Below are 6,965 nucleotides of genomic sequence, written 5' to 3' on the forward strand. Positions count from 1 at the left end.
ATGCGGCCGATGACCATCGGTGAGCTCTCCCAGCGCACCGGCGTCCCGGTCAGGACGCTGCGCAAGTACACCGACCTCGGGCTGATCCACACCCTGGGCCGCAGCCCGGCCAACTATCGGCTGTTCGACACGGACGCCCTGTGGTGCGGCCGAGAACTGACGCGGCGTGAGTGTCTGTTCACTTTTCCGTCTCGGGCTCGGGTACGTCCGATGCCGCGCGACGGTGCACGAACGCGATCACCGCGCCCGTCCCGATCAGTGCCGCGAGTGCCCCGAATCCGTAGGTGAGGGTGGTGAGTGTGGCGACGGCGGCGACCAGGAGGGGGCCGCCCGCGTCGCCGAGTTCGCGGCCGAGTTCCGCGGCGCCCATGGTCTGGCCCAGGCGTTCCGGCGGAGTCGAGGAGGCCAGGGCGGCGAAGCCGAGCGGGGTGATCAGTCCGGTGCCGATGCCGACGAGGGCGGCGGCGAGGAGGATGCCGGTCAGGCCGGGCAGCATGGCGCACGCCAGTCCCGCGGCGGTGGCCAGCAGGCCGGCGGCCAGGCCGGAACGGGTGGTGAGGCGGCCGTCATCCAGTGCGCGCCCGGCACGCGGTTGGACGACGGCCGCGCAGGCGGCGAGCACCGACACCGCGGCGCCGGTGGCGACCGTGCCGAGCCCGGCGGCGCGCCCGGAGACAGGCAGGAAACCGACACCGACGGAGAGCGCCGCGGTCGCCGCCGCGAGCGCGGCGGTCGGGGCGAGGAAGGCCGGGTCGGCCAGTCGTCGGGCCAGGTCGACGACTGTCTGCCGGGTCTTGGGCAGCGGGGGTACGGCGGGGACGGTGAGCGCGGCCCAGGCGGCGACCGCCGCACCGAGCACGGCGAGGACGGTGAACAGGAGCCGCAGTCCTCCGGCCCACACCAGGAGGCCGCCGAGCAGCGGGCCGAGGGTGTAGCCGAGGGACTTGTAGAAGCCGTAACTGCCGAACGCCCGGCCGTGTTTGGCGGCCGGGTTGAGGCGGGCGACCAGGGCGGAGGCCGAGGGGGAGAACGCGGAGGCCGCGGCCCCCTGCCCGAGCCGGGCGGCCCACAGCCAGCCAGGGCTGTCCGCGACGGCGTACACGGCGGAGGCGGCGGCGAAGGCGACGAGCCCGCCGAGCAGCACCGGGCGGGCGCCGATGCGGTCGGCAAGAGTGCCGAAGACCGGCTTGAGCAGCACCTCGGCGCCGTCGTAGAGGGCGAGCAGTCCGCCCAGCACCAGCAGTGAGGTGACCGCGCCGTCGGTGTCGCCACCGAGGCTGGCGGCGATGCCGTGCGCGCCGAAGGCGGTGGTGAACCCCGCCGCGTACAGCGGCCACATCTGCCGGGCCGGAGCCGTCCGCGCGGTCACTGCTCCCCCTGCGGAGTCCGGTGCAGGGCGGCGAAGACCCGCTCGGCGTAGTCCTCGCAGGCTGCCGCGCACTGCTTGAGCCGCCGGCCGGCCTCGGCCGCCTCCGGAGCGCCGAACACGTCGCGTGCGGTGAGGTCGCGGTGCCAGCGTCGCAGCCGCTCCAGCGACTGCTCCTCTTCCTCCAGCTCGGCCAGGGTGAACTTGGCGATGCGGATCTCCTTGGCCAGTTCCTGCTCGAACTTGCCGCAGTCGGCCAGGAATTCCTGCCAGTCCTCCGACCGGGCAGCGGTGAACAGCGCCTGGAAGCGGGCCGCGTCCTCGGTGCTGCGCCCGGAGGCGTTCAAGGTCACGGCCTGTCCGCCGGCCTGCTCGGTGAGCGTGATCGCGCGGGCGATGCCGTCGGCGAAGGCCGGCACATCCGGAACGGCCCAGATCCCCTGTCCGAGGGAGAGCGCGCCGGTCTTGCGTAGTTCCCGCCAGACCGCGACCCGGTGCCGGGACGGATCAGCGGGCAGTTTGATCACAAGAACGAGCCAGCGGCTCCCCGGTTCCATGTTCGGCACGGTGTAAATGTAGCAGGCGTTACATCAACTTCTGTACCAGATGGTTCGTCAGGTGGTGAGCACGCCGGTGGCCAGGAGTCCCAGCAGGGCCACCCCGACGACGATCCGGTAGACCACGAACGTGACGGCGGTGGGAGGGTCGCCGCCGGGCTGGAGCGCAGGCTCGGGTGACCGATGCACGGAGCACGCGGAACAGACACGGCGCTGATGCTGCCGTGTGATCGGTAGCGGCTGTGGTCCTGCCGGTGTAGCGTCGTAAACCAGCAGTCGTGGTTCCGAAGTCTCGTTCGCCCGTGATCGCATCACGGGCGTTCTTGCTGTTCAGCGCATCTCCGGACCAGGGCGATCACCTCCCGGTCGCGCAGGGTGCGTGCCCGGTTTCTCTCCAAGGAGACGGCCATGGCCAAGGGTACTGTGAAGTGGTTCAACAGCGAGAAGGGCTTCGGCTTCATTGAGCAGGAGGGCGGCGGCCCCGACGTCTTCGCCCACTACTCCAACATCGCCAGCCAGGGCTACCGCGAGCTGCAGGAGGGCCAGAAGGTCGAGTTCGACGTCACGCAGGGCCAGAAGGGCCCGCAGGCGGAGAACATCCGCCCCGCCTGATTCGCTGTTTGAACGCGGCCCGGCGTCCCGACTGCGGGAGCGCCGGGCCTTGCGTATGCGACGGCAGACCTCGGCACCCGACCGCGTCGCCGCCCTGGGATCGGCAGCAGGACCTGCTGGATGCTGACGCACTGCTCGGTGCCGCCGTCACTGCGCTGCCGCCGCTCGTATCTCCGAGCTGCTGCTGCCGCCGGTGGAGCCCCTCGTGGATCCGCGTGTGCTGCCCCGGTGGAGCCGCCGCTGTCGGCGACCACGTCGGTGATGGAGGCCGTCATGTCCGGGTGGACGGCGCGGTAGTACTTGTACGTGCTGCACAGCACTCCGCCGCCGAACCCGCCCACTGCGGACAGTGCCGCGGTGCTGAAGTCGGCGCCGACGATGGCGACGACCTGCAGCGCGGGTTGCATCCGGGGGATTCTGCCGCCTCCAGGTGGCGCCAGGGCCGGGTGGGTCGGCTGGCGCCACAAGGTCTCCCGCGGTGAAGTAGCGCTGAGCACTTCGGTGCGCTCGCCGCAAGCCTCAAGCGTTGCCAGGACTCACAGACATCGTCCTCCGCCGAAGCAAGGTGTTCTCGGCCGTGAGCGACATGCGGCGTGCGGTTTCGTCGACGAGACCAGCTCGTCGGCCGGACGACTCAGCCAAGGACCGACCGTACGGCTTCGGGTGATCTGCCCAACACCGTTGTGCCGCGAAACGCCCGGCGGGATCCGCAAGGTCGGCCGGCAGCCCAAGGTCTACGAGCCCACGGACACCCAGCTCACCGTCAGCATCCCCGACCGGCGTCACGAATTCCTTGCGGACCTCCTGCTGGACGCCGTACTGACCGAGGGCCCCGACGAGAGTCCGTGAAACCCCCACGCACATCCGGCTGCGCAACTGCCCCTTCCACCCTCTTGCGGCCAAGGCCCCCGACCTGGTGTGCGGCATGAACCACGCCTTCCTCACCGGCTACCTCGACGGTCTGCGGATCAGCGGAGTCCAGGCCGTCCTGGCCCCACAGCCCGGAGAATGCTGCGTGCGGCTCACCCCCGTCGGCACGGATCCCGAGGACGGGACAGGTGAAGACCGCTGACACCGCGCCGCAGCCCGACCGACGCTAGCGGCGAGGTGCAGCGCTACGCAGTGCACGGAGAGCGCCGTCTTCGGTTGAATGGAATTCTGGAAAGACAGTCTGCTGGCGCGCCGGTTGCTCAGAGCCAATCACGTCGCTTGAAGATGATGTACAAACTGGTGCAAACAGCAGCCATCAGGGCGATCGAAAGGGGGTATCCGAATACCCAGTGCAACTCAGGCATGACCTCGAAGTTCATGCCGTAGACCGTCCCGACCAGCGTGGGAGCGAACAGAATGGCCGCCCAAGAAGAAATCTTCTTGACCTCCTCGTTCTGTTCGAAGCCCGCCTCCGCCAACGCCCGCATCTCCGCGTTCTGTTGCTGGGTGACGAGGGTCGCGTTGACGGTGAGGATGTCGGTGAGGGCCTGGCGGAAGCCGTCCACTCGTTCGCTGGTGTGGGTGACGTGGTCGGCCACGTCCCGTAGGTAGCGTTGCAGCTCCTCGTCCGTGCCGTACTTCGCGAAGCCGGCCATCAGGGCGTGCAGCATGCCGACCAGAGGACGCGTGGCGCGCTGGAACTCGACCATTTCGCGGGAGAGTTCGTAGATGCGGCGGGAGACCTCCGGGTCGCCGCGGAAGACCTCCGTCTCGATCTCGTCGATGTCGTTCTGGACGCCCGAGACGACCGGCGCGTAGCCGTCGACCACCGCGTCCAGGATGGCGTAGAGGACGGCCTCGGGGCCCAGCTTCAGCAGCTCCGGTGTCTTCTCCATGCGATGGCGGACCGCGGAGAGGTCGGGGGCCGCCCCGTGCCGGACCGTGATCAGGAAGTCCGGGCCGACGAACACATGCAGCTCGCCGAAGTCGACCTCCTCCGGGGCGTCCAGGTAGCGGGCGGCCCGCAGGACGACGAAGAGCGTGTCGCCGTAGCGCTCCAGCTTCGGGCGCTGGTGGGCCTCCATCGCGTCCTCGACGGCCAGCGGGTGCAGGTCGAACTCCGCGGCCAGGGAGAGGAGTTCGCCCTCGGTGGGACGGGCCAGGCCGATCCATGCCATGCCGGACGGCTGTTCGCGCAGCTCGCGGAAGGTGTCCGCGAGCGTGGCGGGGGAGGAGACGCGTACGCCATCGCGGTAGAGGGCCGCCTGGACGATGCTCGGCGGCTCGGCCGCCTCGGGGGCGGGTGGCTCGGCGGCGGGCTCCGGAGCCTCCGGCGGCGCGGAGGGCGGGGTCAGGGCGCGGCGCCAGGCCGGCTTCCTGGAGCCCTTGGCGGCGGAGTTCTCCGCGGCGGGGCGGGCGCGTCGCTCGGACATCGTGGCTGCCTCTCGTCTTGTCTCGGGTCGAGCCGACGTCGGCGTGGTCACAGAGCAGGGTATACGGGGCAAATTACATCGCGGGGGGTGGCGAGCAGGAAAGGTGAGGGGAGTTGCGGACAGGGCTTGTCCGCAGGCGCCTCTAGCGTGTCCCGCATGACGAAGACGACCTCCTCGGCCCCCGTGCTCGGCATCCGCGCCCTCAACCGCGCGACCCTCGACCGCCAGCTGCTCCTGCGGAGGGCCGGGATGTCCGCGAAGGACGCCGTCGGGCATCTGCTCGGCCTCCAGGCCCAGAACGTCAAGCCGCCGTACTACGCGCTCGCCGCCCGGCTCGACGGCTTCGCCCCCGAAGAGCTGTCCACGCTGATGGCCGAGCGCGAGGTCGTCCGGATCGTCACCATGCGCTCGACCATCCACACCCACACCGCCGAGGACTGCCTCACGCTACGACCTCTCGTGCAGCCCGCCCGCGACCGCGAACTCATCAACTTCCGCAAGGGACTTCAGGGCGTCGACCTCGACCGCCTCGCCGTCCTCGCCCGGGAACTCGTCGAGGCCGAGCCGCGCACCATGAAACAGCTGCGCGAGGCGCTCCTCGGCGAATGGCCGGACGCCGACCCGCAGGCCCTCGCCATCGCCGCCCGTTGCAGACTCCCGCTCGTCCAGGTCACCCCGCGCGGGCTGTGGGGCAGGAGCGGCCAGGTCGCGCTCACCACGGCGGAGCACTGGCTTGGCCGCCCGGCCGGATCAGCCCCCACCCCCGACGCCACCGCACTCCGCTACCTCGCCGCCTTCGGGCCCGCCTCCGTCAAGGACATGCAGACCTGGGCCGGTCTCACCAGGCTCCGGGAGGCCTTCGAGCGGCTGCGGACCCGGCTGCTGACCTTCCGGGACGAGAACGGCGTCGAGCTCTTCGACCTCCCTGACGCGCCCCGGCCCGCCGAGGACACCCCGGCCCCGCCGCGCTTCCTGCCGGAGTTCGACAACCTGCTGCTCTCCCACGCCGACCGCACCCGCGTGGTGCCGCGGGAGTACTGGGGCCGCAGCTGGCAGGGCAACCAGGCCCGCTGCACGCTTCTCGTCGACGGTTTCCTCGCCGGCGTATGGAGGCTCACGGAGGACGCACTCGTCGTCGAGCCCTTCGGCCGGCTCACCAAGGCCCAGCGGGAGGACATCGCGGAAGAGGGGCAGCGGATGCTCGCCACGCTGCACCCGGGGACGCCGTACGACCTCCGGTTCGGGACGGTCGTACGCACCCAGCCGTCCTAGAACGGGCGCCTCAGTCCGCCCGGCCCGTCACCGCCACCGTCAGCCCCAGGCCGATCATCGTGCAGCCGCCCGCGCCGCCGATCATCGACAGGCGGCGGTCGGAGCCGGCGAACCAGGTGCGGGCGGCCGAGGCGGTCAGGCCCCAGAGGGTGTCCGTGACCAGGCCGATCGCGATGGGGATCAGGCCGAGCAGCAGCATCTGGGCCGGGACGCCGCCTGCCGAGTGGTCCACGAACTGGGGGAGGACGGCGGCGAAGAAGACGACGCCCTTGGGGTTGGTGACGCCGACGAGGGCGCCGTCGAGTACGGTCCGCAGGTCGCCCCGCGCCGGCCCCGCGGACCGGGAGGTGATCGCCGACGCCTTCAGCTCGCCCCGATGGCGGAAGGCCTGGACGCCGAGGAAGACCAGGTACGCGGCGCCCGCCAGTTTCACCGTCAGATAGACGGTCACCGACCGTTCCACCAGCGAACCGATCCCGACCGCGACCGCGACGACCAGCAGATACGAGCCGAAGACATTGCCGATCGCCGTCGCCACCGCGGTCCGGCGGCCGTGCGCGAGAGCGCGGCCGATGACGAACAGCACGCTGGGCCCCGGGATGACGATCACCAGCAGGGACATCGCGGCGAACGCGAGAACACGGTCCGTGGACACCATGGCGGTCATTCAAACACGGATCGCGCACATGGACAGGGGGCGTTGGGGGGCCCGCGGGGGGGGCCCCCCCCCCCCCCCGGGGACCCCCCCAGGGGTGGGGCGGGGGTACCCCGGGGGCCCCACAGTTTTAACGGGCG

The 6,965-nt window shown here is 70.9% G+C and carries 10 protein-coding genes; 5 read left to right on the top strand and 5 right to left on the bottom strand.

From position 1 onward, the window contains the following. Positions 1-9: 9 nt before the first annotated feature. Positions 10-288 (top strand): MerR family DNA-binding transcriptional regulator, encoded by a 279-nt coding sequence (locus ACI2L1_RS39605; RefSeq protein WP_404744331.1) that lies wholly within the window; start codon positions 10-12, stop codon positions 286-288. Here the strand turns inward: ACI2L1_RS39605 and ACI2L1_RS39610 are convergent. The 3 genes from ACI2L1_RS39610 to ACI2L1_RS39620 are packed head-to-tail and all read right to left on the bottom strand — an operon-like array spanning position 179 to position 2,112. Continuing rightward, on the bottom strand, positions 179-1,339 hold the full coding sequence (locus tag ACI2L1_RS39610) for an MFS transporter (protein ID WP_404744332.1): 1,161 nt from the start codon (positions 1,337-1,339) through the stop codon (positions 179-181). The two genes, ACI2L1_RS39605 and ACI2L1_RS39610, sit on opposite strands and share 110 nt — an antisense overlap. A 26-nt stretch (positions 1,340-1,365) precedes the next feature. Continuing rightward, positions 1,366-1,923, bottom strand: coding sequence for a Chromate resistance protein ChrB (locus tag ACI2L1_RS39615; RefSeq protein WP_404744333.1), 558 nt, complete (start codon positions 1,921-1,923; stop codon positions 1,366-1,368). A 57-nt stretch (positions 1,924-1,980) separates the two neighbouring features. Beyond that, a complete protein-coding gene (locus tag ACI2L1_RS39620) occupies positions 1,981-2,112 on the bottom strand; it encodes a hypothetical protein (RefSeq protein ID WP_404744304.1) in 132 nt (43 codons plus the stop codon). 219 nt (positions 2,113-2,331) lie between these two features. Between ACI2L1_RS39620 and ACI2L1_RS39625 the strand changes: the two genes are divergently transcribed. The 3 genes from ACI2L1_RS39625 (at position 2,332) to ACI2L1_RS39635 (ending at position 3,607) form a co-directional block, all read left to right on the top strand. Further along, complete coding sequence (locus ACI2L1_RS39625) at positions 2,332-2,535, top strand: cold-shock protein (protein ID WP_014670069.1); 204 nt, start codon at positions 2,332-2,334, stop codon at positions 2,533-2,535. A gap of 663 nt (positions 2,536-3,198) precedes the next feature. After that, positions 3,199-3,384, top strand: a complete 186-nt coding sequence (locus ACI2L1_RS39630; protein ID WP_404744305.1) for a hypothetical protein — start codon at positions 3,199-3,201, stop codon at positions 3,382-3,384. Between the two features lie 76 nt (positions 3,385-3,460). Continuing rightward, on the top strand, positions 3,461-3,607 hold the full coding sequence (locus tag ACI2L1_RS39635) for a hypothetical protein (protein ID WP_404744306.1): 147 nt from the start codon (positions 3,461-3,463) through the stop codon (positions 3,605-3,607). A gap of 118 nt (positions 3,608-3,725) precedes the next feature. Here the strand turns inward: ACI2L1_RS39635 and ACI2L1_RS39640 are convergent, their stop codons facing one another. Next, positions 3,726-4,898, bottom strand: a complete 1,173-nt coding sequence (locus tag ACI2L1_RS39640; protein WP_404744307.1) for a magnesium and cobalt transport protein CorA — start codon at positions 4,896-4,898, stop codon at positions 3,726-3,728. A 156-nt stretch (positions 4,899-5,054) separates the two neighbouring features. Here ACI2L1_RS39640 and ACI2L1_RS39645 point away from each other — a divergent pair, with 156 nt between their 5' ends. Then, positions 5,055-6,170, top strand: coding sequence for a winged helix DNA-binding domain-containing protein (locus ACI2L1_RS39645; protein ID WP_404744308.1), 1,116 nt, complete (start codon positions 5,055-5,057; stop codon positions 6,168-6,170). Between the two features lie 10 nt (positions 6,171-6,180). On the opposite strand, the gene ACI2L1_RS39650 is transcribed toward ACI2L1_RS39645, so the two are convergent. Further along, positions 6,181-6,828 carry a LysE family translocator gene (locus tag ACI2L1_RS39650; RefSeq protein ID WP_404744334.1) on the bottom strand — a complete coding sequence of 216 codons (648 nt, stop codon included), beginning with the start codon at positions 6,826-6,828 and terminating at the stop codon, positions 6,181-6,183. Positions 6,829-6,965: the final 137 nt, after the last annotated feature.

It is taken from the genome of Streptomyces sp. NPDC019531 (assembly GCF_044903305.1).
Taxonomy (GTDB): Bacteria; Actinomycetota; Actinomycetes; order Streptomycetales; family Streptomycetaceae; genus Streptomyces.

Excerpts from the sequence above, each read along its gene's own strand:
- ACI2L1_RS39605 (WP_404744331.1), top strand. The coding sequence starts at position 10 with ATGACCATCGGTGAGCTCTCCCAGCGCACCGGCGTCCCGGTCAGGACG.
- ACI2L1_RS39610 (WP_404744332.1), bottom strand. The coding sequence starts at position 1,339 with ATGTGGCCGCTGTACGCGGCGGGGTTCACCACCGCCTTCGGCGCGCAC.
- ACI2L1_RS39615 (WP_404744333.1), bottom strand. The coding sequence starts at position 1,923 with ATGGAACCGGGGAGCCGCTGGCTCGTTCTTGTGATCAAACTGCCCGCT.
- ACI2L1_RS39625 (WP_014670069.1), top strand. The coding sequence starts at position 2,332 with ATGGCCAAGGGTACTGTGAAGTGGTTCAACAGCGAGAAGGGCTTCGGC.
- ACI2L1_RS39635 (WP_404744306.1), top strand. The coding sequence starts at position 3,461 with ATGAACCACGCCTTCCTCACCGGCTACCTCGACGGTCTGCGGATCAGC.
- ACI2L1_RS39640 (WP_404744307.1), bottom strand. The coding sequence starts at position 4,898 with ATGTCCGAGCGACGCGCCCGCCCCGCCGCGGAGAACTCCGCCGCCAAG.
- ACI2L1_RS39645 (WP_404744308.1), top strand. The coding sequence starts at position 5,055 with ATGACGAAGACGACCTCCTCGGCCCCCGTGCTCGGCATCCGCGCCCTC.
- ACI2L1_RS39650 (WP_404744334.1), bottom strand. The coding sequence starts at position 6,828 with ATGGTGTCCACGGACCGTGTTCTCGCGTTCGCCGCGATGTCCCTGCTG.